The 25773-nt window shown below is 43.9% G+C and carries 28 protein-coding genes, 2 tRNA genes and 1 rRNA gene; 14 read left to right on the top strand and 17 right to left on the bottom strand.

The window, feature by feature from the left end:
• Window positions 1-560 precede the first annotated feature (560 nt).
• From HY035_11960 to HY035_11935, 6 genes are read left to right on the top strand one after another with little or no spacing between them, the layout of a single operon-like run.
• Window positions 561-1232 (top strand): site-specific DNA-methyltransferase, encoded by a 672-nt coding sequence (locus HY035_11960; GenBank protein MBI3379095.1) that lies wholly within the window; start codon window positions 561-563, stop codon window positions 1230-1232.
• Between the two features lie 41 nt (window positions 1233-1273).
• Entirely contained in the window at window positions 1274-1537 is a 264-nt protein-coding gene (locus tag HY035_11955) for a hypothetical protein (protein MBI3379094.1), read from the top strand.
• Between the two features lie 6 nt (window positions 1538-1543).
• A complete protein-coding gene (locus tag HY035_11950; protein ID MBI3379093.1) occupies window positions 1544-2086 on the top strand; it encodes a hypothetical protein in 543 nt (180 codons plus the stop codon).
• A gap of 29 nt (window positions 2087-2115) precedes the next feature.
• On the top strand, window positions 2116-2511 hold the full coding sequence (locus tag HY035_11945; protein ID MBI3379092.1) for a hypothetical protein: 396 nt from the start codon (window positions 2116-2118) through the stop codon (window positions 2509-2511).
• The gene (locus HY035_11940; protein MBI3379091.1) at window positions 2508-2849 is read left to right on the top strand and encodes an HNH endonuclease; all 342 of its coding nucleotides are present in this window, start codon (window positions 2508-2510) and stop codon (window positions 2847-2849) included. The genes HY035_11945 and HY035_11940 overlap by 4 nt, the downstream gene beginning before the upstream one ends.
• 36 nt (window positions 2850-2885) lie before the next feature.
• A complete protein-coding gene (locus HY035_11935; protein ID MBI3379090.1) occupies window positions 2886-3575 on the top strand; it encodes a hypothetical protein in 690 nt (229 codons plus the stop codon).
• 104 nt (window positions 3576-3679) lie between these two features.
• On the opposite strand, the gene HY035_11930 is transcribed toward HY035_11935, so the two are convergent.
• Both HY035_11930 and HY035_11925 read right to left on the bottom strand, forming a co-directional pair.
• Complete coding sequence (locus tag HY035_11930; GenBank protein MBI3379089.1) at window positions 3680-3862, bottom strand: hypothetical protein; 183 nt, start codon at window positions 3860-3862, stop codon at window positions 3680-3682.
• 142 nt (window positions 3863-4004) lie between these two features.
• The gene (locus HY035_11925; GenBank protein ID MBI3379088.1) at window positions 4005-5357 is read right to left on the bottom strand and encodes a DEAD/DEAH box helicase; all 1353 of its coding nucleotides are present in this window, start codon (window positions 5355-5357) and stop codon (window positions 4005-4007) included.
• Window positions 5358-5651: 294 nt separating this feature from the next.
• On the opposite strand from HY035_11925, the gene HY035_11920 reads away from it, so the two are divergent.
• Window positions 5652-5852, top strand: a complete 201-nt coding sequence (locus HY035_11920; protein MBI3379087.1) for a cold-shock protein — start codon at window positions 5652-5654, stop codon at window positions 5850-5852.
• Window positions 5853-5909: 57 nt separating this feature from the next.
• Window positions 5910-6317 (top strand): hypothetical protein, encoded by a 408-nt coding sequence (locus HY035_11915; GenBank protein ID MBI3379086.1) that lies wholly within the window; start codon window positions 5910-5912, stop codon window positions 6315-6317.
• Window positions 6318-6362: 45 nt separating this feature from the next.
• Here HY035_11915 and HY035_11910 read toward each other — a convergent pair whose 3' ends face one another.
• The 4 genes from HY035_11910 to tig all read right to left on the bottom strand — a co-directional run bounded on the left by HY035_11910 (window position 6363) and on the right by tig (window position 11142).
• The gene (locus HY035_11910) at window positions 6363-7895 is read right to left on the bottom strand and encodes a YifB family Mg chelatase-like AAA ATPase (protein ID MBI3379085.1); all 1533 of its coding nucleotides are present in this window, start codon (window positions 7893-7895) and stop codon (window positions 6363-6365) included.
• 70 nt (window positions 7896-7965) lie between these two features.
• Window positions 7966-9216, bottom strand: a complete 1251-nt coding sequence (gene clpX / locus HY035_11905) for an ATP-dependent Clp protease ATP-binding subunit ClpX (GenBank protein MBI3379084.1) — start codon at window positions 9214-9216, stop codon at window positions 7966-7968.
• Window positions 9217-9299: 83 nt separating this feature from the next.
• Entirely contained in the window at window positions 9300-9884 is a 585-nt protein-coding gene (gene clpP / locus HY035_11900) for an ATP-dependent Clp endopeptidase proteolytic subunit ClpP (GenBank protein ID MBI3379083.1), read from the bottom strand.
• A gap of 7 nt (window positions 9885-9891) precedes the next feature.
• A complete protein-coding gene (gene tig / locus HY035_11895; GenBank protein ID MBI3379082.1) occupies window positions 9892-11142 on the bottom strand; it encodes a trigger factor in 1251 nt (416 codons plus the stop codon).
• A 151-nt stretch (window positions 11143-11293) separates the two neighbouring features.
• Here tig and HY035_11890 point away from each other — a divergent pair, with 151 nt between their 5' ends.
• The 4 genes from HY035_11890 to HY035_11875 all read left to right on the top strand — a co-directional run bounded on the left by HY035_11890 (window position 11294) and on the right by HY035_11875 (window position 15799).
• Window positions 11294-11512, top strand: coding sequence for a hypothetical protein (locus HY035_11890; protein MBI3379081.1), 219 nt, complete (start codon window positions 11294-11296; stop codon window positions 11510-11512).
• Complete coding sequence (locus HY035_11885; GenBank protein MBI3379080.1) at window positions 11485-12036, top strand: hypothetical protein; 552 nt, start codon at window positions 11485-11487, stop codon at window positions 12034-12036. Before HY035_11890 ends, HY035_11885 begins: the two co-directional genes overlap by 28 nt.
• Window positions 12037-12289: 253 nt before the next feature.
• Window positions 12290-14932, top strand: a complete 2643-nt coding sequence (gene polA / locus HY035_11880) for a DNA polymerase I (protein ID MBI3379079.1) — start codon at window positions 12290-12292, stop codon at window positions 14930-14932.
• Window positions 14933-14980: 48 nt separating this feature from the next.
• Window positions 14981-15799 carry a DUF4912 domain-containing protein gene (locus HY035_11875; protein ID MBI3379078.1) on the top strand — a complete coding sequence of 273 codons (819 nt, stop codon included), beginning with the start codon at window positions 14981-14983 and terminating at the stop codon, window positions 15797-15799.
• Between the two features lie 229 nt (window positions 15800-16028).
• On the opposite strand, the gene HY035_11870 is transcribed toward HY035_11875, so the two are convergent.
• The 8 genes from HY035_11870 to HY035_11835 form a co-directional block, all read right to left on the bottom strand.
• Window positions 16029-16319 (bottom strand): type II toxin-antitoxin system RelE/ParE family toxin, encoded by a 291-nt coding sequence (locus HY035_11870; GenBank protein ID MBI3379077.1) that lies wholly within the window; start codon window positions 16317-16319, stop codon window positions 16029-16031.
• Complete coding sequence (locus tag HY035_11865) at window positions 16316-16546, bottom strand: addiction module protein (protein ID MBI3379076.1); 231 nt, start codon at window positions 16544-16546, stop codon at window positions 16316-16318. The genes HY035_11870 and HY035_11865 overlap by 4 nt, the downstream gene beginning before the upstream one ends.
• 264 nt (window positions 16547-16810) lie before the next feature.
• Window positions 16811-18502, bottom strand: a complete 1692-nt coding sequence (locus tag HY035_11860; protein MBI3379075.1) for a serine/threonine protein kinase — start codon at window positions 18500-18502, stop codon at window positions 16811-16813.
• A gap of 143 nt (window positions 18503-18645) precedes the next feature.
• Complete coding sequence (locus HY035_11855) at window positions 18646-19041, bottom strand: hypothetical protein (GenBank protein ID MBI3379074.1); 396 nt, start codon at window positions 19039-19041, stop codon at window positions 18646-18648.
• A 378-nt stretch (window positions 19042-19419) separates the two neighbouring features.
• Window positions 19420-19686, bottom strand: coding sequence for a hypothetical protein (locus HY035_11850; GenBank protein ID MBI3379073.1), 267 nt, complete (start codon window positions 19684-19686; stop codon window positions 19420-19422).
• A 660-nt stretch (window positions 19687-20346) separates the two neighbouring features.
• The gene (locus HY035_11845) at window positions 20347-21120 is read right to left on the bottom strand and encodes an SDR family oxidoreductase (protein ID MBI3379072.1); all 774 of its coding nucleotides are present in this window, start codon (window positions 21118-21120) and stop codon (window positions 20347-20349) included.
• Between the two features lie 72 nt (window positions 21121-21192).
• Window positions 21193-21861, bottom strand: a complete 669-nt coding sequence (locus tag HY035_11840; GenBank protein MBI3379071.1) for a TetR family transcriptional regulator — start codon at window positions 21859-21861, stop codon at window positions 21193-21195.
• A 250-nt stretch (window positions 21862-22111) separates the two neighbouring features.
• Window positions 22112-22795 carry a response regulator gene (locus HY035_11835; GenBank protein MBI3379070.1) on the bottom strand — a complete coding sequence of 228 codons (684 nt, stop codon included), beginning with the start codon at window positions 22793-22795 and terminating at the stop codon, window positions 22112-22114.
• 209 nt (window positions 22796-23004) lie between these two features.
• Between HY035_11835 and feoB the strand changes: the two genes are divergently transcribed.
• Window positions 23005-24948, top strand: a complete 1944-nt coding sequence (gene feoB / locus HY035_11830) for a ferrous iron transport protein B (protein MBI3379069.1) — start codon at window positions 23005-23007, stop codon at window positions 24946-24948.
• Window positions 24949-24960: 12 nt separating this feature from the next.
• Complete coding sequence (locus HY035_11825) at window positions 24961-25395, top strand: transcriptional repressor (protein MBI3379068.1); 435 nt, start codon at window positions 24961-24963, stop codon at window positions 25393-25395.
• Between the two features lie 32 nt (window positions 25396-25427).
• Here the strand turns inward: HY035_11825 and rrf are convergent.
• The 3 genes from rrf to HY035_11810 form a co-directional block, all read right to left on the bottom strand.
• Window positions 25428-25544, bottom strand: a 5S ribosomal RNA gene (rrf, locus tag HY035_11820).
• A gap of 56 nt (window positions 25545-25600) precedes the next feature.
• Window positions 25601-25673 (bottom strand) — tRNA-Ala (locus HY035_11815).
• A 1-nt stretch (window position 25674) separates the two neighbouring features.
• A tRNA-Ile gene (locus HY035_11810) sits at window positions 25675-25751 on the bottom strand.
• Window positions 25752-25773: the final 22 nt, after the last annotated feature.

Raw genomic sequence — 25773 nt, 5'->3', positions numbered from 1 at the left:
TATGACAAGTTAAGTATAAACAATGTAGATACACGTGTCAATAGTCAATAACCTGACCCCGCGCCGTTGCGTTTTGTTAGCGAGACTTTTTTTCTTTTTTCAATTGTCTTTTCTCTTTAAGTGTGTGCTGTGGTTTTTTCTTTTCGCTTGCTTTTTTCTTGTCTTTTTCTTTACTCATCGGATACCTCCTTTATTGATAGTAGTATCGTTTATGCCTCCATGGTTTTCAACAGGACAATGTAAAAGATTATATAGGTTCTCTGCCATATCGCACATTTTAGCATACGTGACAGCAACTGTCTAATTCCGTGTACTGGTTTAGTACATATAGGAGACTGATAAGGTGGTGTTAGTTGACCCCGTTAGAGGCATTGTCTCGCACGGGGCTTCTAACGGGGTTGAGATACAGGGGAATTAGTGAAGAAAAAAAGTTGGCCGGTGCAATATGCAGCCCTGACCCTCCGGCTAGGCTATGTCTGTGAAGGTGTTTGATTCTAAATGTAGTTGAGTTGAAATGATATTGCTTAGTCTCAAAGTGAGCTGCTAAACTTATATGCAATATGGGGATAGCTAAAAAAGTCGTAGCAGATATAGCAAAATTATTTTATCGTACACAACATGGGCGTATTTTCCTAGGCGATTCTTTGGCTATTTTACGCGATGAAGTCCAGCCTCAGTCCGTTGATCTTATTATGACCAGTCCGCCCTTTGGCTTGGTTAGGAAAAAAGATTACGGGAATGTGGCCGCCGACAAGTATGTTGAATGGTTTCGACCATTTGCCGAGGCGTTTCGTCGGGTTTTAAAGCCCCACGGATCGCTGGTCATCGATATCGGAGGCTCCTGGATTCAGGGCCAGCCGACACGAAGTCTTTATCACTATGAGCTCATGGTCATGCTGTGCCGGGAATTTGGCTTTCATCTCGCACAGGAGTTTTTCTGGTGGAATCCCGCCCGGCTGCCTACCCCGGCGGAGTGGGTGACCGTCCGAAGGATTCGCGTCAAAGACGCCGTTAATTGTGTATGGTGGCTTTCTCCGACACCCTGGCCGAAGGCAAGCAATCGGCGAGTCTTGCAGCCCTATTCCGAAAGCATGAAAGAACTTCTGGTCAAGGGGTACAAGCCGAAAATGAGACCTTCGGGCCACGATATTTCGAATAAGTTCGGCACCGATAACGGCGCCGCTATTCCGCCTAACCTGCTTGCTCTTGCCCATACGGAGAGGACATGTTGAAGCTCTACAATTCTACCCTGCGGAATGGTGTTAGGGAGGTTTTGAATGCAGTCAGCAAAGAGCTTGTTATTGCATCGCCATATATAAAAACATCTGAAGCCGAGTGGGTCTGCGACGAACTCTACAAGAGAAAGTCCAGCTTACCGATACAATTGCATGTTCTGACAGATGTGCGTAGTGCTAACGTTCTTAGCGGGTCACTGGACATCAAGGCGCTTAACATCTTCACTGAGCGAATCCCGAATAGTGTCGTCATAAACCTTCCCCGCTTGCACGCAAAGGTCTATGTTGCCGACCATAGCTGAGCTCTGGTGACATCCGCAAATCTTACACCAAGCGGTATGGATTTTAACTTTGAGTACGGCGTTGAGTTCAGAGATGCAAGGCTTGTGAAAAATGTGCGGCAAGACCTTGATTCCTACTCGCGGCTTGGAAACGTCTTAAGCCGCGCTGTATTGACAGAGTTGGAAGGTGTGGCAAACGAGCTTAGCGCAGATTTTAAAAAGGTTCAGAATTCGGCTGCTACGGAAATTAAACGCCGCTTCTCTCAGAAACTACGCGCCGCAAATTATCAGTTTTTGCGGGCTCAGGTCGGAAAGCGCTCAGCACATAGCCTTTTCTCCGAGGCCATACTTTATATATTGGCAAGAGCCGCAATGCCCACCACAGAACTTTACCCTCGAATCCAGAAGCTTTTGCCGGACTTGTGTGACGATTCCGTAGAGTTGGTCATCGACGGACAATACTTTGGAAAGCGATGGAAGCATGCGGTCCGAAATGCCCAGCAGTACCTCAAACGTACAGGCCAGATTGTTTTCGACGGGAAGCGCTGGGATTTGACATCGTCACGCTGATGTCCTCGCAGACGTGTAAGTTTTCTGGATTGCCGGACGATTTACAGGTATTGGTTTTCGACTTTGTTGAAAAATATCTTGGCGAGCCGGGCATAAGAAAACTGAAGAAGCATCGATTTAATATTTACGATTTAACCATTACTGCCTTCCCAAAAGTGAAAATGTGGACTGACTACCGAAATGAAGCTTATGCAAAAGCGATGATTGGCCAGCAATTACCGCCAGTTATTATTTGTGGAAACCAATGGCTTGACGGAAGAAACCGTGTTTGGGCTGTACGAAGGGGCAAAAAAGAAGTTGTGGCCTGTATCGATCTTGCCGAGATTGGATTTTTTGATGCATGCACACTCCTTGGCAGTCTTTACTTGAATGCGTCATCTAAGCGAAGAATATCCTTTTCGCTTACGGCTTCAGGTGCGCCATGAGTGACATGCAACTCGATTTGCTTGATGCTGCGCACATTATTCCGGTAGAACACCCCAAAGGAACGGATGAGACCAGGAATGGCCTGTGTTTGAGCGCACTTCATCATCGGGCCTTTGATCAAGGACTTATCGGGATCAAGCGGAACTACTCGATTATTTTTAATGAGGAGCGATTCGACCGTCTGAGAGCGCTTGGGTGGGATGGTGGAGAGTCTGAGTTCAAAAAGACCTGCCGCGATGCGATCAATCTTCCTAAACGAAAAGAGTTTTATCCAGACCGGGACTATTTGATATTAGGGCAAGTCCTTCGCGGCTGGAATGCAAAGGCATTTACGTAGTCTTGAACTCTATAATGCGCGGCGACGCGGCTGAGAATGATGAGTAAGGCATATGCTCCAGACGTTGAAAAGGTGGCACTCGAATTAAAGAAGGAATATCAGGACTTTGCCCACCATAATAAAAAGAACCCATTGGATGAGCTATTCTTTGTCCTGTGCAGCACAAAAAGGAGCAAGAAGGTCTATCTCGAAGCCTTTAAGTCTCTAAAGCGAAACTTCCCTAGATATGAACTGCTTACCGCTTCGTCCACTAAGAAGATAAGCAGAACTATCTCCTGGGGCGGTCTGCAAAATCAAAAGGCGGCTATAGCAAAAGAAATTATCAAACGCCTGATAGAGAGTTTCGGAAAACCGACTTTGGCCCCGCTCAAAAAGATGTCAGACGAGGAATGCGAGAGTTATCTCACGAGTCTCCCTGGCATCGGGAAAAAAGTTGCTCGCTGTGTAATGCTATATTCCCTAAATATGAAAGTCTTTCCTGTCGATTCGCACTGCTGGCGTATTTCAAAAAGACTGGGTTGGATAAAATCGACCAGCAAGCACCAATTCTGTTCTTCAAGGAATATGGATCTTTTGCAGGAAATGATACCTTCTAAATTGCGCCCGTCTTTGCATGTAAATATGGTTTCGTTAGGAAGAGATAAATGTTCGGCTCGGCTACCAAAATGCGGAACTTGTCCTATAGCGCGATATTGCCAAAAGATTGATGTTTACGGAAATAAGTGACAGGGACGCTTACATTGGCGATTAATTCCCTGACTGGCAAGCTCATCCCCTTTCTGAAAGACAATGTGGAATTATTAGCTCCACACCCATTGTAAAAGTTTTCGCTATTTGTGGATATAGGCGTTCAGCCCGATTGTTAATGGTTTCCCTTCTACCATGCAGGATGTTTTTATATTGCCTCTTGTGCTGACTACTACAAGTGTTTTCCCGGATGCGCTTGGCGTAGGCTTTTCCAAGTCGCAAGTGATAATAAGCTTATTCCCTTCGATTTTTGTTTCAATTGCCATGTGTGTCACCTCAGCGTATTGGCGCCCCATTTTTATCCCGAGCAGCTCGGGACTATTCAGTATAGAGGGTTTAGTGAATAATGACAATCAGACAATAGTTTGCATGGCACGGTCATTATTTGAGACTTTCAGTAAATGAGTCTCAGCGGCCGGTGAAGGGTTTGTGCCCCCTGTCCTTGAGTGTTGCTGAATCAGAGGGGCGCTGAGGAGCGGAACCCCGGTGAGCAACCCCGCGTGTCGGCTGGACCTGGTGACGTTTCTGCGGTCCAACGGCGGCTGTACGAGTCCCGAATGGTTCGGGTTTCTTCTGCTCCCTACGGCGCTGCGGTTCGCGCGGCGGACGGGCAAACTCGCTGTCCCGCGCCGGCGCTGGTTTTTTGTAATCAAAGCCTTTCAGCGTGCGCCGTTCTATCTTTTCGCCGAGAACACGTTCAATGCCGCGCACTGTATCCTCGTCTTCGCGGGTAACGAATGTGAAGGCATCCCCGGTCTTCGCAGCCCGGCCGGTGCGGCCGATACGGTGTGTGTAGGCGTCGGTGGTGTCGGGCATGTCGTAGTTGATGACGTGGGAAATGCTTGAGACGTCGATGCCGCGGGCTGCAATATCGGTCGCAACAAGAATCTGATACGAGCCGTCACGGAATCCGTCCAGTGCGGCCTGGCGCTTGTTCTGCGACAGGTTCCCCTGAAGCGATGCAGCCTTGTAGCCTGCCTTTTCCAGTTGCTGTCCCACGCGCTTGGCGCGGTGCTTGGTGCGCGTAAAGATTAGTATCGACTCCGTGTCGGTATGGCGCAACAGTTCGAGGAGGAGAGCGGTCTTAAGGTGTTGATCCACAGGGTAGAGGGCATGCGCGACCGTGCTTGCCGGTGCGGCGTGATTGACCTGCACCGTGACAGGGGATTGCAGTATCTCGCGTGCCAGCCGACGGATATCATCGGGCATTGTTGCCGAAAATAACAGTGTCTGACGCCTGACCGGTATATGCTTGATGATCTTCCTGATATCAGGAAGAAAGCCCATGTCGAACATCCGGTCCGCTTCATCCAGTACGAGGACTTCTACACCCGAAAGGTTTATCGTTCCCTGATTGATATGATCGAGCAGGCGGCCGGGGCAGGCGACGACGATCTCGACACCTGCGCGCAGTTTCTGTATCTGCGGGTTTATGGCTACGCCGCCGTAGATCGTGATGTTGCGCAGGTGCGTTGTGCCGCCGAGGTCCGAGAAGGTAGTGTTGATCTGTTCAGCAAGTTCGCGCGTTGGTGCAATGACGAGGGCGCGGATACGGCCGCGCGCTTTGTTTATCAGGCGCTCCAGGATCGGCAGCACGAAGACTGCTGTTTTGCCTGTTCCGGTCTGGGCAAGGCCCATGACGTCTTTCCCCTGAAGTACGGGGGGAAGCGCCTGCTCCTGAATCGGGGTTGGCGTTACAAAGCCCGCTGCCTTAATCCCGGCAGCGATTTGGGGGTGAAAATTAAACTTGTTAAATTCCATAGACTCCTTTTTTCTGCGTTTGGGGAAAAAACCAGGGTGTATTCCGGGGCTTACAATGACGTAGTTTTCATCCGCGTACTGCAGTTGTTTTAATGCTTAACACTAACACTTCGGGAACCCCCTGTCAAGCAAAAATATAAGTTCCTTGACAAACTGTGCGAGGGAATGCTATCCTACAAACAGGATTTTAGAAGTTTTTGCAGTTTATGAGGCCACAAAGACTTTTCGACTTTGTGGTTTTTTTATTTGTTGAGACCTTCTGAGATTTGAGTTTAAAAAAAGGAGGTAAAAGAAATGGCTAATGGAACAGTAAAGTGGTTCAATGACTCAAAGGGTTTTGGCTTTATCACAAGCGAAGACGGCAGTGATGTTTTTGTACACCACACTTCAATCCAGGGCAACGGCTTTAAGAGCCTTGCCGAGGGTGACTCAGTCAGCTTTGACACCGAAAAGGGACCGAAAGGCCCCAAGGCGATCAATGTAGCAAAGCTGTAATTGACAAGCAAAATCCCCCTTGCTTTTGCAGGGGGGATTTTATTTTACGGGGGGACAATGGCAAACAGACAACATCACAGACAAAATCATGTCTTAAAGATGGAATTAAAAAAGCAGGACAATATTGCCGCGGGTTTAGTTTCGGACCGATTCCCTACAGTTTCCGGCATCGTAATTCAGATAACATATTATCGCAAAGCGGCAATTCCTCTTCTTATGGTGCGCACTGTTAATATCTGCCCTACCTCGTATGCCTATTTTAAAATGGACTGTATGATAAAGGGTTGCGAAGGAGGCGGGTTTGACCTCACTTCCGTGGTTACCAATATGATTAAAGCTCATAAGAAGATGAAGAGCGGGTCTCTTGATTGCAGCGGGACTGCTGATGCCATTGAGAGTGACCATGCGCGTATTGAGTATGCAGCCGTGATACAGTATAAAAGAGTCTCTACAGTTAAGGCTTAATTCATCTCATTTAAACTACTTGTGGAATAAGTAGTAAGCGAAGCCTCAAAACTGCCCCCTGTCCAATGTCCTGTACTGAATCGCCTCTGAGACGTGATGGGATTGTATGCTCTCTGATGAATCCAGATCAGCGATTGTTCTGGATAATTTGAGCGTTCTCGTATATGCCCTTGCCGAAAGTCCGAGCTTCTGCATCGCATTGTCAAGCAAAGACTGGGCGTCAGGTTTAAGCTTGCAGTGTTTTTTGATATGCCTTGTTTTCATCTGTCCGTTTGAGTAGACCTTATCGCTTTTAAATCTTTCCAGCTGGGCATCCCTTGCTTTTATAACCCGCTCTCTTATCGATACTGATTTTTCTCCTGAATATTCTGTTGAGAGTTCTTTGTACGGAACAGCAGGCACTTCTATATGAATATCAATCCTGTCAAGCAGAGGGCCTGATACCCTGTGCCTGTACCTGTGTATCTGTCCGGGCGTGCATGTGCATTGATGCCTTGAATCTCCAAGATAACCGCAGGGGCACGGGTTCATTGCGGCAACGAGCATAAAATTCGCAGGATAGGTTATTGATGCCACTGCCCTTGAGACTGTAACTTCCCCGTTTTCCAATGGCTGTCTTAAGACCTCAAGCACATTCCTTTTGAATTCAGGAAGCTCATCCAAAAATAAAACGCCGTTATGTGCAAGGCTGACCTCGCCCGGTTTTGGGATAGTGCCGCCCCCGATCAGCGCAACATCGGATATGGTGTGATGCGGCGAGCGGAATGTGCGTGTGGCAAGTAAAGACTGTCCTGTTTTCAGCAAGCCTGCAACGCTGTGGATCTTTGTTGCCTCCAATGCCTCGTCAAAGGTCATCTTTGGAAGTATCGTAGGAAGCCTTTTTGAAAGCATTGTCTTTCCTGAACCCGGAGGCCCTATCATTAAAACATTGTGCCCTCCTGCCGCTGCGACCTCCAGCGCCCTCTTTGCATGTTCCTGACCCTTGACTTCAGAAAAGTCATCTTCATACAGGGAATATTCTTCAAATGCTTTATCCAGGTCAAGGGTGAATATTTTTCCAGAAGAGCCGTTTTTCAGAAAATCTATCACTTCAGGAAGGCTCTTCATCCCGAATACAGATACGCCTTTCACAACCGCCGCCTCTGATGCGTTCTCCTCGGGAAGTATTACTCCTTTCAGCCCAAGGCTTTTTGCCGTGATAGCCATTGAGAGCGCGCCGCGCACAGGCTTTATCTTTCCGTCAAGCGACAGTTCACCCGTAAAGAGATAGCCCTGTGTTGAATTCATCTCAATGACGCCCTCTGCCGTTATTATTCCTATTGCAATCGGAAGGTCAAATGATGAGCCTTCTTTTTTCAAATCAGCAGGCGCAAGATTAACGGTTATTTGCTTTAACGGGAAATTAAACCCGATGTTTTTCAGAGACGCCCTTACCCTGTCCCTGCTCTCTTTTACGGCAGCGTCAGGAAGCCCGACCATATTGAAATGCGGCAGTCCCCTTGATGCAATGTCAACCTCAACATCAACAGGATGTGCATCAATCCCCACAACGCTTGCGCTCAGAATCTTGGAAAGCATTGTAGATTATATTTATTACAGTAGGAGAAAAGCAAGAAAGGGAAAACAGAAACTCAGAAGCGTATGCAGCTTACGCTGACTCTGCCTGTTTTTCGTATAGAAGGATGGGCTTTTCCTTTTTAATTATTGTATCTTCGTTTATAAGGCATTCTGTTATGTCTTTTTGTGATGGTATCTCATACATCACGTCAAGCATTATCTCTTCAAGGATTGCCCTTAAGCCGCGCGCGCCTGTTTTTCTCTCCGTCGCCTTTTTTGCTATGGCACTTAGGGCAGTGTCTGTAAACCGCAGATGCACATTATCAAAAGAAAGCAGTTTCTGATACTGCTTTATCAAGGCATTTTTAGGCTCTGTGAGTATCTTTACGAGCGCTGCCTCATCAAGCTCATCAAGGGTTGCAACAACAGGAAGCCTTCCAACAAATTCAGGTATCATGCCGTATTTTATCAGGTCTTCAGGCTCTGCAATGCTTAAGACATCACCGATTTTTCTTTCTGAAGTCTTTAGAACCTTAGCGCCAAAGCCTACGGTCTTTTTGCCGGTCCGCTGTTTGATTATATCCTCCAGCCCGATAAATGCTCCGCCGCAGATAAAGAGTATGTTTGAGGTGTTGACCTGTATAAACTCCTGCTGCGGATGTTTCCTTCCGCCCTGTGGGGGTATGCTTGCAATTGTGCCTTCAATTATTTTAAGCAGCGCCTGCTGCACTCCTTCACCGGAGACGTCGCGTGTTATTGAGGGGTTTTCTGATTTTCTGCCTATCTTGTCAATCTCATCTATGTAAACTATTCCTCTCTGTGCCCTTTCAACGTCATAGCTTGCCGCCTGAAGGAGTTTTAGTATTATATTTTCAACATCCTCTCCTACATATCCTGCCTCTGTGAGTGTTGTTGCATCTGCCATTGTAAACGGCACATCAAGAAACCTTGCGAGCGTCTGAGCAAACAACGTCTTTCCTGTTCCTGTGGGCCCTATCAAAAGTATGTTGCTTTTTTGCAGTTCAACATCTGTTTTTGTCCCGGCTTTGACGGGATAAATCCTCTTGTAGTGATTATGCACTGCAACTGAAAGTATCTTTTTTGCCTTTTCCTGTCCGATAACATAGTCATCAAGGAACTGATAGATTTCTTTTGGCGCAGGCAGTTTTTTAAGCGCGGCTGTTTCTGCTGTTGGAAAAAGCTCGTCAGCCATTATCTCATTGCAGAGTTCCACGCATTCATTGCATATGTAAACAGCAGGGCCTGCAATAAGTTTTTTTACCTCATCCTGTCCCTTGCCGCAGAATGAACATTTCAGGATATTTTCATCTTTCTTAGACATCAAACCTCCAAACAAAAAAGTTAACAGTTAAGAATTAAGAGTTAAAAGTTTCAGAAGTTTGTTAACTTTTAACTTCTAACTTTTCACTTGCTTTTAATAGTATGTATAACCTCATCAACAAGTCCGTATTCTTTTGCCTCGGCTCCTGACATGAAGAAATCCCTGTCTGTGTCAGTCTGTATTTTTTCCAGAGGCTGTCCTGTATGAGCGGTGAGTATCCTGTTAAGGGTGTCTTTCATCTTTAAGATTTCCCTTGCATGTATTTCCACGTCTGTTGCCTGTCCGTGAAATCCTCCCATGGGCTGATGAAGCATAATCCTTGAATGAGGAAGCGCAAACCTCTTGCCTTTGGCGCCTGCCGTAAGCAGAAGCGCGCCCATGCTTGCTGCCTGTCCGATACAGTAAGTTGCAATATCAGGTTTCACATACTGCATTGTATCGTAGATTGCAAGGCCTGAGGATACAATGCCGCCGGGAGAATTAACATAAATGTGAATATCCTTATCCGGGTCATCAGACTGAAGAAAGAGAAGCTGCGCTATCACTGCATTTGCAACGCTGTCATCAATTGCCGTTCCAAGGAAAATTATCCTGTCCTTAAGAAGCCTTGAGTAGATATCGTAAGCCCGCTCTGTTCTTCCTGTCTGCTCAATTACAAATGGGATTATGCTCACATTATTCTCCTTTCTCTACAACTGCCCTTGAAAGCAGGAGGCCTAAGACTTTTTGTTCATATATGTTATTTCTGAGCCCCTCCAGCGAACCGTCTCTCTGAGCATATATCTTTATAAGGGATTCAGGCGTCATAGAAAGCTGTTGTGAAAGTTCAAGTATCTTTTCTTTAATCTCCTCGTCTGTTACTGTTACTCCTTCCTTTTCTCCGATAACAGAGAGAAGGATCATTGCCCTTACGTTTTTTGCGGCATCGGGCTTTAATTCGTCACGGAGCACAGCTTCATCCTTGTCGGATTTCTTTAATGTCTTTGCCTCGTGAACCATTGCTGTCAGCTCCCTTTCAAGCATTGATTCAGGTATATCAAAATTATGCGAACCCGTGAGAGATTCAAGTATCTCATCCTTCTGTATTTTTTGTGTCTGTTCTTTTTTTGCCTTTTCAATCTCTTCCTTCGCGCCTGCCTTCAGCGCATCGAGGTTTTCAAACCCGAGGTCTTTTGCAAGCTCGTCGTCTATGGCAGGAAGGATTTTTTTCTTTACGGCATTGACTGTATTTTTTATCAGAACCTTTTTCCCTGCAATGGCCTTTGCGTGGAAATCCTGAGGGAATTGCGCCTCAACCTCAGCGACGTCGCCTGCCTTTTTGCCTATGAGGCTCTCTGAGATTTCCTTTGGCAGGCCTGTGAAGCCTACCATAAAAACCTGATCTTTTGCAGTGGTTGTCTGGCCGTCATATTTCATTTCATAGTCAATGGTCAATAAATCTCCGGCCTCTATCGCTTTGTCTGCAATCTCATAGGTGGCCTTGCCTTCCTGAAGCCTTTTTAATGCGTTCTCAACCTCTTCATCAGAGACAGTCACGGGAATATCTTTTGTTTTGATGCCTTCGTATTTCAGGTTTTCAATCTTCGGCCGTATCTCAAGGGTGAAAGACAGCGAAAGCGGATTGTTGCGCTCGAAGTTTACTCCTCCCTCAATCTCAGGCCTTGTAACAGGCACAATAGCAGCTTCTTTTAATGCACTGTCATAAAACTCAGGGATTACTTCTTCCAATGCCTCTGCCTCAGCGCTCTTTCCAAAGTGTTTCTCTATAATGTTCATAGGTGTTTTTCCTGGCCTGAACCCGGGTGTCTTTGCTTTCTGACGGGCTTTTTCAAGAGAGTTTTTAATCTTTTTTTCAATAGCCTCAGACGGTATTTCTATCTTCAGGCGTTTCTTTGTTGTGCTGAGATCTTCTACTGCTTTAAGCAAAATATCCTCCTTAGGTAAATCATGTGATTCATTTAATATAAAATAATATGGAAACTTAGTCAATTTAAGGGGGATTGCACATGCCGGGGCAGAAGTTAGATAGACGATAAAAATATGAAAATAACCGGGAGCTTTCTGGTAAAATAGCAGCATGATAACAAACCCTGAAATAGTAAAGAAATTTGAAGACAATTTCATAAAAAGGGAAAGGCTCTCATACCAGCAGTCGCTTGATATCGTTGAGTCCTTGTGGGCTGAAGGCGTGGCGCTCGGCGTCTTGCCTCCGAAGGAACACTCCATCGGTATTGATATTGACATAAGAATAGCAAGCATTCTCAACTCATGTTCAGAGAAATCCTGTCAAAAATAGGCTTATGCCTTCATAATCACGCCCTGCCGTATATGATAATCGGCGGACAAGCTGTCCTTATTTACGGAGAGCCAAGGCTGACGAGGGATATAGACATTACTCTCGGGGTTAATATTGATAATCTCGGCACAATTGCCGGAATTATAGCTGAACTCGGACTAAACCCAATTCCCGACGATGTGGAATCATTTGTAAAACAGACAATGGTACTGCCCGCAATTGAAGAAGCTTCAGGCATTAGAATTGATTTCATTTTTTCATTTACGCCATACGAAGAGCAGGCGATAAAAAGGTCGCGTAAAATATCAATCCTTGGTCAGGATGTTTCATTTGCTTCTCCCGAAGACGTCATAATCCATAAAGTTTTTGCCGGCAGACCGCGGGACATTGAAGACGCAAGGTCAATAATCCTTAAAAACCCTGAAATAGACACAGCGTATATAAGAAAATGGCTTTCGGAGTTTGACGCGTCTGCTGATAACAATGGCTTTCTGAAAATCTTTGAGGAGCTTATGAAGAGCTAACCCCGCCTTATTTTGCAATTCAACTGAAAACATAGCACTGCTTTGACTGCTGAAGGCTTAAAATTTTTCAGGAAGGGATTTGCTGGGGGAGAGGTGGGGTTAACATTATATTTTATACTGCTGCGACATTTGTTGTGATTATAGAAGGCGATTAATTGATTAGTCAACAGGAATAATGATTATACCGAATCAGTATTTATTATATAGGGCTTGATGATTTACATGATTCTAACCATACATGTATAATTCCTGCATGAATATTTATCTCATTGACGGGAATTCTTATGTCTACCGCGCATTTTATGCGATTAAAGGGCTGACGAATTCCAAGGGCTTTCCAACAAACGCAATCTACGGGTTTACCACCACGCTGCTTAAAATCATAAGAGAGAAAAAGCCTGACGGTGTTGCTGTTTTTTTTGACACGCCTGAGCTGACTGAAAGGCACAGGATTTTTAAGGAATATAAGGCGCATCGGCCGGAGACTCCCAATGAACTTGTACAGCAGTTACCGCGCATAAGGGAAATGATAAAGGCTTTTAATATCAGTATTTTTGAGATGCCGGGATATGAGGCAGACGACCTAATCGGCACAGTTGCAAAAGAAGCAGGCAAAAAGAGGTCAACTGTTTTTATAGTTACTGCCGACAAAGACATGCTCCAGCTTGTAGATGAGAATATAAAGATATACGACCCTGTGAAAGACCGCATACTTGATGATAAATATGTAAAAGAAAAATTCGGGCTTGACCCTGAGAGAGTCCCTGAATTTATGGCATTAACTGGAGACGCTGCTGACAACATCCCCGGCATTAAGGGCATTGGAGAAAAGACGGCAAAAGAACTGCTGACAGCATTTAAGGGGCTCGATGAACTCCTTGCTCACCCTGAGATGATAAAAAAGGAAAGGCTGAGAAGCCTTGTTTCAGAAAATGCCGATATTGCAAGACTGAGCAAAAGGCTTGCAACAATAGACACATCCGTCCCTATTGATTTTGACCTGAGGGATTTCAGGCTTAAAGAGCCTGATTGGCTGAAGCTTTTGTCTTTGTTCAGTGAATTTGAATTCACCAGTCTGAAGAAACTTGTGCCTTCAGTAGCTGTTGCAGAGAAGAATTATGAGGCTGTGCTTTCTACGGATAAACTAAAGGAAATAGTGTCTGCCATTAAAGATGAGTTTGCGTTTGACGTTGAGGCAACAGGCAAAAATCCGATGGCTGACAGCATCGTAGGGTTCTCTGTCAGCGCTGATAAGGAAACAGGATACTATATTCCTCTACGGCATTCTTATTTAGGGGCGCCTGAACAAATTGGTATGAAGGAGACTACGGCTGTACTTGCACCGATTTTTGAAAATCCCGATATAGCAAAGATAGGGCATAATCTTAAATATGACACCATGATGCTCAAACAGGAAGGCGTTGTTACAAAAGGCAGGCTTTACGACACAATGCTTGCGTCATATCTTATAAATCCGAATAAACCCAATCACAGTCTTGAAGATGTCGGCTTTGAGTATCTTTCCCGAAGGAAAAAGACATTTGCAGAGGTTCTGAATAAAAAGAAGTCATTTGCAGATGTGTTTGTTGAGGAAGCGACAAAGTATTCGGCAGAAGACGCTTTGCTTGCTTTTGAGCTTAAAGATATTTTATTTGAAAAGCTAAAAGAGGCCGGGCTTGAACGCGTATATTTTGATATAGAGGTGCCTCTGATTCCTGTGCTTTCAGATATGGAAGAGACAGGGGTGAAAATAGATGTGGATAAGTTGAACGATATATCAAAAGAGCTGGCAAGGGAACTGGACTCCACACAGAGAAGGATTTTTTTCCTTTCAGGCGAGGAGTTCAATGTAAACTCGCCAAAACAGCTTGCAAAGGTTCTATTCCACAGCCTCGGGCTTAAGCCCGGCAAAAAAACAAAGACCGGCTTTTCAACGGATGTCAGCGTGCTTGAAGAGCTTGCAATGTCGCATGAACTTCCGCGTGAGATATTGAACTGGAGAAGCCTTAGCAAACTCAAAGCGACTTATGTGGATGCCTTGCCGGTACTTATAAACCCTAAAACAGGCCGTGTGCATACCTCATTTAACCAAACTGCCACAGCAACAGGCAGGCTGAGCAGCAGCGACCCCAATATGCAGAATATACCCATCAAGGGAGAATGGGGCAAGAGAATCAGGGAAACTTTTATTGCAGACAAAGACAATATTCTTCTGTCCGCTGATTACTCGCAGGTAGAACTCAGGATACTTGCACATCTAAGCAAAGACGAGGTATTGGTTGACGCATTCAGCAAGGGGATTGATGTTCATGCAAAAACAGCATCAGAGATATTCGGGGTGACGGTTGATAAAGTTACAGATGAAATGAGGCGCACTGCAAAGACAGTGAACTTCGGCGTCATCTACGGAATGTCGCCATTCGGGCTTTCAGCGGCGCTGTCTATACCGCATGAAGAAGCTAAAAAATACATAGAAAAATATTTTGAGAGGCATCCCGGCGTGAAACAATACATAGAGGCGGCGATGGCTGAGGCAAGGCAGAAAGGATATACAGTGACATTGGCGGGCAGACGAAGGCCGATACCTGAGATACGTAGCCAGAATTCAAACGCAAGGGCACAGGCTGAACGGCTGGCTGTAAACTCACCGATACAGGGCAGCGCAGCAGACATAATAAAAATAGCGATGATAAATATCAGGAAAAAACTCAAGGAAGGACATCTTGATGCAAGGATGATTCTGCAGGTACACGACGAACTTCTATTTGAAGCCCCTGAATCTGAACTTAACAGTGTAAGGGATATGATTAAAAGAGAGATGGAAGGCGCTGCAAAACTACTGGTTCCTTTGAGGGTTGATATCGGGCATGGAAGAAATTGGGCAGAGGCGCATTGAGATTTTTTACAAATCTGCTACAATGTATTCTATATAGAGGAGGTGGATATGAAAATAAGGGTTAAGAGCAAGAGCAAAAAGACTGTAAAACCGTCAAAAAAGACGGAAAAAATAAAAGATAAAAAATCCCCTAAAAAAACAGAGAAGAAGGCTGTTACAAAAGGGAAGACAAGGGCAAAAAAGCCAATAAAATCAAAGAAAGAGATTAAAGAACAGAAAAAAGCGGTCGCAAAAAAACCGGCGGTCAGAAAAGCAGAGAAAGAGAAAAAAACGGCCGTCAGGAAGAAAGCAACAGAAAAGGCAATAAAAAAAGAACCTAAAAGAATCGCCCTCCCCGCGAAAAAGATAGCGCGCATACCGCATAGAACCATAGAAAAAATAGAAAGGGTCGCCTCGGGCGACTCGCTGAGGAGAGAAGTTAAGGGATTTGCCTCCACGCAAGAGTACGGAGTTGCAGTTACAGGAAAAAAAGCTTTTCCTGTTGAATATGGCGAGGACAGGATTACATTAATGACAGTTGGCCCGTGGAAACTTTTTGCCTACTGGGAAGTAAAGGAAAATACACTGTCAAAGATTAAAGGAACGCTTGTTTTAAGAGTCTATGATGTTACAGGAATCTATTTTGACGGCAAAAATGCCAATCTGGTTTTTGACGTTCCTGTTTACGGAAGAATAGGAGACAGCTATATAGGCGTGGGGCCTGACAAGGCATTTATCGTTGACATAGGCGCTGTTTCAAAAGCAGGAGATTTTGTTGCAATAGCGAGGTCTAATCAGGCAGCAACACCGGCATTGAAGGTTGCCAAAGAAGAAGGCGCTCTGCCGCAGGAAATATACGAAGTTGGCCCTGTAACAGGGTATGTTTAATCCAATTGTTCCACGTGGAACAATTTTCCTTCGCGCCGCTCAATAAATCCGGCGCCATCCGCTAGCGCTCCTTGCGCCTCAACAGGCGCAAGCCATACAATCAATAACGCAGCTATTGCTAAGATTTTTAGGGCTTGTTTTAGCATTGTATGATTAACGCCTTAAATTCAGCGGCGCAGTGAAACGGAGTCGGCTGAAGTGAGTTGATACTCATTATAATTCTTCTTTTCTATCGTTTACGCCAATAGTAAGGCCTACGGCTGGTGTGTGCTACAGCTACTACCCAAATAATATCTTGAAGTTCCAAATAGTAAATAGCATATGGAAATCGACGGAGCAAACGACATCTCGTTCCATATTTTCTTGTAGGCCACCGATTGGGTGCTTCCTGAATATCGACGAGGGCGCGGCTTACCTCTTGCTCAAAATCCAACCCTAATCCAACGCTTTTGGTTTCGTAATACTCTACCGCTTGCCACAATTCCAGTTCTGCTTCACTGTGAACAATGATGCGCTTCATGAATATTTAGCTTGTATCTCTGCGAGTATATCCTCTGCCTGTCTCCCTTTCGCCTTGCCGCTTTTAATTTCCTTTACACGCCTTTCAATCTCTGTGTCCCAAGTTGTTTCAACTTCATTGTCTATGGCATCATCTATGCTTACAATCAACTCATGTGCCAATTCTGCGCGTTCCTCTGGAGATAAATTAAAAGCTTTATTTATTACTTCTTGCATCAATGCAGACATAATCTCCTCCTTTTTTAATATTATAGCACGCCTAAAGACCCAAATCAGCGGGGGCGTTTCGCGCCATCCGCAGGCGCTCCTTGCGCCTCAACAGGCACAAGCCATGCAACCAATAACGCACCGCTAAAATTTTTATAGGTTATTTTTATCATATATGGTTAATATGTTTAACGCACTAAATGAGGCGCAGGGGCAACCAGCCCTTGCAAAAAACCACAGAGGCTATCCCCTGTCGCCTCGATTTGGTTGTTGTACGCTGGCTTTCTAATCATTCGGTAACTCCAAGCCTTCAGATGCAGTTTCTATCAAATATTTTTTTATTCCTTCATATTTGGGTATGTTACTTTTTTCAAGCCATGCTATCAGTTTATTAAAATCATTTGATGCCTTGTCTTTTTCGTTTTTTAAAGCATTTGCACCGGCGCGATAAAACAAGGCTGCATAGGGTAAAAGATAGAATTGTGAGCCTATGGAAATTAGCTCTGGTTCTTCCATTATTGTTAATACACTATTAAATTCTCCGATGGCAATGGCAATATAATCATCACTTAACAAAACCTTGTTATATTCATTTCTTAGTATTCCTGCAAGATTGAAATTTGCAATGCCGATCCTAAAGCTTAATTCAGGTTCAAGGGATAGAACTTTTTGTGCAAAGTAGTAATTATTTAAAGCAGACCTGATGAGTTCTAAGCCTTCATCGGGCTCAGCCGCTTCATAAAGCTTTAAAAATGAATCACCTGCAAGAAGCTGTTCTTCCGCCTTTTCAACTTGTCTGTTATATTCCGATAATTTTCTTTGACTATCTCTGTTTTTTTCATAGTCTGCATCAAGCATATCAAATTCATTCTTACTGCTTACTAAGCCCTGGTCTATAACATATTCAACACCCATTGTTTTTCCAAGAAGAAGTGCCTCATTCTCCCTGCTCATGTTGTAATCAGATTTGACTCTGGGTTTATCAGTAAATCCCGAGAAGCCAAAAGTAAAAAATCTAACGCCACTTCCTTGTCCATATTCTTGATTTAAAATATTCATTAAAATGTCTCTTACTTCCTTAAATTGTTGCGGGCGATTTTTAGGGTCTTTCGATAAGCATTGTTGAATTAATTTTGATAATTCACTTGGGATATCTGGATTAAGCAAATCAGGTGAGATTGGCACTTCACTAATATGGCTTATAAAAAAGTCACTTAGGACATGTGTTTGAAAAACAAACCTTTTTGTACACATTTCATAAAGAATGCAACCAAATGAATATATGTCTGAACATTGATCTATTGATTTTAAGCCTAAACATTGCTCTGGTGACATATAAGGAGGTGTTCCACAGATATTGTTTGTCAACCCGACAGAAAATCTACCGTCACTGCCTATAGAAGATTGATTCAGGGAGCTAAGCCTATCTGAATTATCGTAGAGAGTCTTAGATATCCCAAAGTCGGTGATTTTTATACTACCTTCTTTTGAAAGCAATATATTTTCAGGCTTGAGGTCACAGTGTACAAATATGGCGTTCAAGAATTTATTTTGAATATGAAGCATGCCGTTACAAATTGAAATGGCAATATTCAAAATTAGTTCTAAGTTAAAGGATGCCTTCGCGATAAAACCCCTGAGAGAGTTTCCATATAATTCATGCCCTTCTATGAACTCAATAGCTACAAAAGGAACAATACCATGTTCCATCTCAATGTTGTGAATATAATACGCCTGAACAACGTAAATGTCTTGCCCAATATGTATCCACTTCTTTGCCTCAGAAATAAAATGAGCAAGAACAGTTTTCCAATCTTTATCGCTATTAAACTTGAATGTTTTGAGAGCAACAGGCGCCTTGAGAAACTTATCATAGCAGAGATAGACAATGCCAGCACCGCCTTCTTTAATATCATTAACCACATATCTATCTCCAAGATAATTATGGTAATTAAAAGGGGCTGGTTCTATTGCCACACTTCACTCCTTCTCAGTCCCAAATTTTTATTTAATTCGGTCATTGACGACGATGTCATTTTCTCTGAAATATATTTTTTCGTACGATGAAACTGTGCCGGGAGCGGAGCGAATCGGCACGAGTGCTTTGTTAGCGAACTTTTTCATAATGCCTTTAGAAAGGATGTGATATTTTGAATAAATTCTTCCTTAGATTTTGGAAACATTTTAACATCAGGAACATTGGGAAGGTGATCCAATATGTAGTGATTTACTCCTTTGTATTTATCCCATGCCTTTTTAATGCTGCGCCTTCGCCACAGCGGAGCAACGTCGTAATAAGCGTTGTAGAGAATCCAGATATCCTTAAGGCTTGCGTCCCACGTTTTGAACACGTCGGTGTCAGTGCAGTTCCACCAAACATCATAGCGAAGAATAATGAGCCTGTCGGCGAGGGCTCTTCTGGAAGCGGTGTATCGACTGTGCAGGTAGATGGCAAGAGTGGCAATGACGCCAAAGAGTGTACCAACAAGGCCGGAAAAAAAATTACTGTAGGTCATCTCTGTCTTGTTGCTCCATTTATATTTTTCGGGGGCTTATTTGCTGTTTTTTTGCTATATCTCATTTTGATAGGTGATTTAGATTTTATATTCCCAAGAGGCTGGCTGCGGCGGCTCCGCGTGCCAAAATGCCTTTATCATGATGATCTCTAACATATACCATCCGAGCCTTCGCTTTTTCCGATAATTTGGAACAATATAGCACAAAATTGTTCCACGTGGAACAATTTATACCGATGGCTCGAAGCGGCTCCTTACAAAGTCCTCTATAATCCGCTGCGCAGAAGCGAACCCCCGATTTATCAGGATTTCCCCTTAGGCTTGCGCCACTGTGTTGTCATGTGAAGTTGCGCCCCTATCTTTTAACCAAATGTCTTCTTAAGATGCTCTTTGTTCCTGAAGTTTTTCCTGTACCCAAAGATTAATCAGAGTGTCAGCAGGCACACCACGCTTTTGAGCGATAGCCTGAATTTTTTCAGAAAGCATTTTGTCAACAGCGTAATAAGTAACCTCTGACTTAATATCTACTTCAAATGATGCTTCTCTGGTTTTATCCCAAAATTCCGATAAATCATGGGCATCCCAAAACTCACCGATTTCCTTGTAAGATGTTGCCTCTGATACCGAACTTTTATGTTTTCTCATATAGTTTCCCTAATATCATCAAACCAGATAAGCCCCTTAATTATCAAATCATTGTCTCCGCAATAGACATGTTTTATTTTATCATTTTAGTTGAAACAATATAGCATAAAAATTAGGTATTAAGAAAGGTAAACAATAAAATCAGCATGGCAGATTTGAGGCATTTTGCAGTTCCGGAATTACCCCTTTAATCTTAATTGTTCCACGTGGAACAATTTATACCGGCAGTTTTATGCCGCATCCCTCTTGACATACAAGAGAATATGGGATGTGGAGCTTGTCTAAAAACTCAGATTTTGTCATTCCCCGGCTTGACCGGGGAATATAGAACATATTGAAAAGACTGGATTCCCGCCTTCGCGAAAATGACGACTTTATATTGAAATGGTAGTTTTTAGACAAGCTCAGTGTCCCTATCTATTATTGTGTCCCTATCGTGTCTATTGTCCCTATTATTATTAAAGCAAGGACCAAAATCGGGTAGAATTTCCAGTTGAGGAGCAATCACCAAAAGACTGAAAGGAGGGTTTATATAACATTTTAAAGGAGAGGCTTGACTTTATTTGCCTAAAGGTAGCGACTTGTTAGGCATTCTTATAGTTCCATTTAATGTTCGCCGCCCCCATTCTCCACACTACACACCACTCAACGGATTCGCGATTATCTCCTCTTAAGAAGTGATATTCCTATCTTCTCCAAAATCTTACTTGGCGTGATCGGAAATGATAAAACCAACATCTGATTATATAATCCGGGTATAATTATTTTTTTGTTTCTCATAAACTCGCGATAAGCGATCCCGGCTACTTCTTGCGGCTCCATCACGAATCTTTTAAAGAGCAATGCATTTTCCATATTTGCTTTTTTGGCAAATTCCGTTTTCGTTGCGCCGGGGCACAATGTCGATACTGTCACTCCTGTTCCTGAAAGTTCAGCCCTGAGAGCGCTTGAGAAGCTTAACACGTATGCTTTCGTCGCGCCATATACGGCATCCAGAGGGCATGGGACAAATGAACCGGTTGAGCCTAAATTCAATATCTTACCGTAATTACTTTTCATCATCCCCGGCAAAAAGAGCTTTGTCAGGTGTGTAAGAGATGCGATATGCACTTGTAACATCTGCAGCTCTTTATCAAGGCTCGTTTCGTAGAACGGGCCGCTTTCATTGAAGCCGGCATTATTTACCAATATATCGACATGAATCCCTATGCTTTGAACATCTAAAAAAACTTCTGCTGGTGCCTTAGTTTCCGAAAGATCCTTTGCAATGGTGTAAACCTCTATTCTATGCCTCTTTTCCAAATTTTCTTTTTGCGCTTTCAACTTTTGCTCATTTCTGGAAACCAAAATCAGATTGAATCCTTCCATTGCAAAAATTTTACTAAGTTCATATCCGATTCCGCTTGTAGTTCCGGTAATAAGAACCGTTCTCATTTTATTCTGATCCTTGTTTTTCATATTGCTCTCCTCTAAGTGACCAATGGTCATTTAAATGATAAAAAAATTTTACTTCTTGCCGGTTGCCTTTATTCCGTTGATGAGCAGTGCCAGCATTTCCAGTAATTTTTCTTCAAAATTCAGTTGAAATACCTCCATTCTTTCTGTCTCGATGACTTGTTTGACGATTGGCGCCGGGCGGGACAACTGGATGAGCCCGATAAGCAGCACCTGCAAATGCAGCAAGAACCGGGCTCCATCGTTCTTCCGCAGAAAACGAAGGCATCGCTCGATCAACTGGCCAGTGGTGTGAATTTCACTTAGCAAAAAACTCTTGAACTCCAACGCAGTTTTATAGTCGATGTTTCTTTCTAAAATGACATGAAGGATGGGTGTCAGTCGAATCATCATAGGATGATCCCCGAAGGAAGCCATAATATTTTTCACAAATTCGTCAATACTGCTTTCCTTTTTATGTTGCAATGAAGTATCTAAGAGCCTGTTGATATCCTCAAACCAGGATTTATATTCCCTCATCTGCAATTGCAGAAACAATTCCTCTTTTGTCCTGAAATACAGAAAAATCGTTCCTTTAGCCAAGCCCGCTTTGCGGGCAATGCTGGTGATGCTGATGTCATGATAATCGTCTCCGGCCAAAAGTTCTACCGCTGCGTTCAGAATAGCCTCCCTCCTTTCCAGTTTTTCGTCACTACTTATTGCACGTTGCTTGATGACCATCACCTTCTCCAACTGACCTTTGGTCAATTATAAGTGACCTATGGTCATTTGTCAAGTGCTTTTTTTGGGAGGATAATAAGTTGTGGCGGGCGGGTAGAAAGCTGCGGAATCAGGCTTGAATGTATAAACTCAGTGGTAGAAGAACTAAGCGCATGAAATTCAGCCTTAAATGCCTCTCATATCCTTTAATATCTTTGTCGCCTAACATATAATATCCGAGCCTTCGCTTTTTCCGATAATTTGGAACAAATTATACCCCGATTTTATCGGGGCTCTTTACAAAGTCTTCTATTATCCGCTGTGCAGAAGCGCTGATTGATGTGAAGTTTATTCCGTACTGATGAATATTTCCGGCGGGTTTTTTAAGTATGCGGACGACCTCCCCCGTAACAAAGATGGTAAGGGTCCCCGGCAGATGGAAAGAACAATTGATGATATCTCTTACATTAAGAGGCTGGGCAGACTCAATAAGTATGCCGGTAGAGCTTATATTAATAGTGCTGGCAGTAAACTTAACGTTCCCCATTTCTCCCGCAACTGTTGCTTTCACCGGCATCCTGTAAGCCTTTCTGGTCTGGACATCAAGAAGGGAAGCGATTTTACTGAAGAATAAAGCAGAATTAATTGGCTTTGTGATGTAGGTATTGGCGCCGCATCGCTCGGCTCGTTTAATATCCGTCTCTTTGGGCTCTGTTGCTATAAGAATCTTTACAAGATTAGAGTCAGGCTCTTTACGCAGCAGGGAGCAGAACTCGTCGCCCGGCATACCGGGCATATCAAGGTCAATTACTATTAAATCTGCCTTTTCGTTTTTATGTATAGAGAGAATTTCTTGAGAGGAAGCGGCGGTAAGTATCTGGGTGTTGGCTCTGCTTAAGATATTTTCCCCTGACACAAGATGCTTTAGGGAGTCGGCTATGAGTATCTTTTTCAAATATCCCTCCTTGCCATACCTGAATACAGGGTAATCTGTTGTTATTATAGCACTATTTACATGTGTTAAGAGGGGACAATCTTTTCGCTTATTTAATTTATGATAAGCAGGCTTGCCTGCTTATCAGGGGCTTTTGACAAAACCGGCGCAACTAAAGTACAATTGTAATTGAGAATCAATCTCAATATAAAAAAGAAAGCTGAGGGATTATGCGCGCAGGCAAGAAGATTGTTCTTGTAGGCAACCCGAATGTCGGCAAGAGCGTGATGTTCGGGCTCCTGACAAATAAATATGTGACTGTATCAAATTATCCGGGCACCACAGTGGAAGTTTCCTACGGAGACATGATAATTGACAATAAAGGATATCTTGTTGTCGATACTCCGGGAGTAAACAGCCTGGTTCCGATGAGCGAGGATGAAAAAGTTACGCGGGATATTTTTTTGCAGGAGGAACCGTTAGCTGTAGTGCAGGTCGCCGACACAAAAAATTTAAAAAGGTCCCTGCTTATAACCCTGCAGATAGCGGAGATGGAACTGCCGGCAATTCTCGTCCTTAATATGGAGGATGAGGCAAGGGACAGGGGGATAGTTGTAGATATTAATCACCTTAAAACACTGATAGGCGCTGAGGTGATAAGCGCTATAGCGCCCCAGAGAAAAGGCATAAAGGAGATTAAATCCGCTATCCCGCACGCCGTAAAACCTTGCATTAAGGTCAGATACGAAGATGTAATAGAAGAATACATTGAAAAGATATCATCACTGCTGCCTCAGATCAGCATCTCAAAAAGAGCGTTATCCATAATGATACTCTCAGGCGATGAGAGCCTTAAAAAATGGCTGATTGTAAATCTTAAAGCAGAAGTTATAAAAGAGATAGAAGCCCTTAGAGATGAATGCCAGTCAAAGGTAAAAGAGCCTTTGAGTCTTTTGATAAACAAGCAGCGCCTTAATATTGCAGGGGAGATAGTGGACAAAGTCCTAAAAAAAATCCCGGCGGAAGGCGGAAAGCTGTTATCTTTCATCGGCAGAATAAGTATGCATCCTCTATGGGGAATTCCTCTTTTGCTGATTGTGCTTTACGGACTATATCAATTTGTAGGCGTTTTGGGCGCAGGGACTCTCGTTGATTTTTTTGAAAAGACAATATTCGGCAAATACCTTAACCCGATGGCGATAAAGGTTGTCCAGACAATAGCGCCGGAGGGTTTTATTCAGGAATTGCTTGTAGGAGAATACGGGCTGATTACTGTTGCCCTTACCTATGCCATAGCCATAATCCTGCCTATTACGGCGACTTTTTTTATTGCCTTTGCAATCCTTGAGGACAGCGGCTATCTGCCGAGGCTTGCAATAATGAGCAATCGGATATTCAATCTGATGGGACTTAACGGAAAGGCTGTGCTGCCGATGGTTTTGGGACTTGGCTGCGGCACGATGGCAGTTATGACGTCAAGAATACTCGAGACAAAAAAAGAGCGGCTGATAATAACATTTCTCCTTGCGCTTGCCGTGCCCTGCTCTGCGCAGCTTGGAGTGATACTTGGAATGCTCGGAGCTTTATCTTTTAAGGCAACACTTGTCTGGTCAGGGACTATTTTATTAACCCTTCTTTTTTCAGGATACCTTGCATCAAAAGTTATAAAAGGAGAAAAGACAGAATTCTTCCTTGAAATACCACCGATAAGAAGGCCAAATATTATAAATATTCTTGTAAAAACAGCGGGTAGAATTGAATGGTATCTGAAGGAAGCGGTGCCGCTTTTTATACTCGGGACATTAATACTTTTTGTTCTTCACAAGCTCGACCTCCTGCGTGTGCTTGAGACAGTAGCTTCTCCTGTAGTTGTAAATCTTTTGGGACTGCCTGAAAAGACAACAGAATCGTTTATCCTTGGTTTTCTGAGAAGGGATTATGGCGCTGCAGGCCTGTTTGCAATGGCGGAAAAGGGAATGCTGACGCCTGTTCAGTCTGTTGTAAGCCTTGTTACCATCACTCTCTTTATCCCATGCCTTGCAAACTTCTTTATGATTGTTAAGGAACGCGGGATGAGGACTGCGCTCGGGATTGTTGCGGTTGTTTTCCCATTTGCATTCCTTGGCGGAGGCTTGCTCAACTGGATATTAAAGGTATTTAACGTAACGTTCTAAGCAATGAAACAGATGGAAGAGAAGATTTTCAGAGAATTTCTTGAGAAAAAAGGGTGTAAACTCACAAAAGAGCGTGCAGCTATTCTAAACGAGGTATTTTCCAATCACGGTCATTTTGACCCCGAAGACCTTTTCTTTAAAATCAGAGACAAGGGGATGAAGGCGTCAAGGGCTTCCATTTACAGAACGCTTCAGCTTCTTCTTGAATGCGGGCTTGTAGAGCAGGTGGAACGGGTTGATAAACACGCTCATTATGAGCATACCTTTGGCCACAAACATCACGACCATCTTATATGCCTGAGATGCGGAAAGGTAATACAGCTTTTTTCAGAGAAGCTTGAAAAGCTGCAGGAGCAGCTCTGCAAGAAAGAGAACTTCAGATGTGTCAGCCATACCCTTGAGATGAAAGGCTATTGCGAGAAGTGCAGCTCTAAGGGAATAAAATAAAAAAGCCCGAAGGTTAATCCGGGCTTTCTTTAATCTGGCAGCGACCTACTTTCCCATGACCTCGCGGTCAAAGTATCATCGGCCATGGAGGACTTAACTTCCGTGTTCGAGATGGGAACGGGTGTGGCCCCTCCGGTAACGCTACCAGAAAGTTTATTTCTGAGAAGCGGTTATACTTTAACACTTAAAAATAGAAAAAATCAAGTGGAGGTGAACGGGATCGAACCGATGACCTCCTGGTTGCAAACCAGGCGCTCTCCCAGCTGAGCTACACCCCCGTGGTGGGCCTAGGTGGAATCGAACCATCGACCTCGCGCTTATCAGGCGCGCGCTCTAACCATCTGAGCTATAGGCCCAAACAAAACCACCTTACCGGCC

It is taken from the genome of Nitrospirota bacterium (assembly GCA_016195565.1).
In the GTDB taxonomy this organism is placed as follows: domain Bacteria; phylum Nitrospirota; class Thermodesulfovibrionia; order Thermodesulfovibrionales; family UBA1546; genus UBA1546.
The sequence above is the reverse complement of the archived record's forward strand: the minus strand, read 5'-3'. Positions and strand labels throughout refer to the sequence as shown.